This is a genomic window from Mycobacterium sp. 852002-51961_SCH5331710 (assembly GCF_001665535.1).
Classification (GTDB): Bacteria; Actinomycetota; Actinomycetes; order Mycobacteriales; family Mycobacteriaceae; genus Mycobacterium.
Map to the genome: position 1 here is coordinate 1 of NZ_LZSQ01000041.1, position 1,089 is coordinate 1,089.

General features: G+C 63.5%; 1 protein-coding gene. It reads left to right on the top strand.

All coding sequences use genetic code 11. From position 1 onward, the window contains the following. Nucleotides 1-107 precede the first annotated feature (107 nt). The coding region (locus tag A5752_RS06990; RefSeq protein ID WP_067083631.1) for an IS481 family transposase at nt 108-1,089 on the top strand (982 nt) is incomplete at its 3' end.

Here is a 1,089-nt window from a genome sequence, read left to right on the forward strand (position 1 = left end):
TGTTCTGACCACGGACGTTAGGTACGGCGTGGCGTGGTGACATGACGAAGACCTCCGAGTGAAGTGCGAGCTGTCAAGGAACGCACCAACTCATCTCGGAGGTCTTCGTGTCCCACCGTAATGCCCCACTGTCTGAGACCGGTCGTCTGCGTCTGGCCCGTTGCATCGTTGAGGACGGTTGGTCGTTGCGCCGTGCCGCTGAGCGGTTCCAGGTCGCCGTCACCACGGCGCAGCGGTGGGCCCGGCGTTACCGCGAGCAGGGGCCGGCTGGAATGGCTGATCGCAGCTCACGGCCCCGTCGTAGCCCGAATCGAACTCCCACCCGCACCGAGCGACGCATCATCAAAGTCCGGGTGATCCGCAGGTGGGGGCCGGCGCGGATCGCCTATCTGCTTGGCCTGAATGTCTCCACGGTGCATAACGTGCTCACTCGCTATGGCCTGGCCAGACTTCGATGGGTGGACCGTCCGACCGGACGCGTGATCCGCCGGATGGAGTCAGCTCATCCCGGCGAGCTGGTGCACGTCGATATCAAGAAGCTGGGCAAGATCCCCGCTGGCGGCGGCTGGCGCATGCTTGGCCGCACCACCGGCAACCGCAACGCAAACGCCGATAAGCAACCCGGACAGCGCCGCGATCGTCGCCTGGTGCGTGGGTATCACTTTCTCCATACCGCCGTCGATGCCCACTCGCGGCTGGCCTATTCCGAACTGTTGGCTGATGAACGCCAAGAGACCGCGGCAGCGTTCTGGCTGCGCGCCAACGCCTGGTTCAACGAATGCGGCTTCACAGTGCGAACCGTGTTGACCGACAACGGGTCTTGCTATCGATCGCACAAATTCGGTGATGCCTTGGGCCAGATCAAGCACCGCCGCACCCGTCCCTATCGACCCCAGACCAACGGCAAGGTGGAGAGATTTCACCGCACCCTGCTCGACGAATGGGCCTACGCCCGGCTCTACCGCAACGACGCCGAACGCTGCGCCGAATTCCCACGATGGCTACACACCTACAATCACCACCGCGGCCACACCGCACTCAAAGGTCAACCACCGGCCAGCCGTGTACCTAACCTGTCAGGTCAGAACA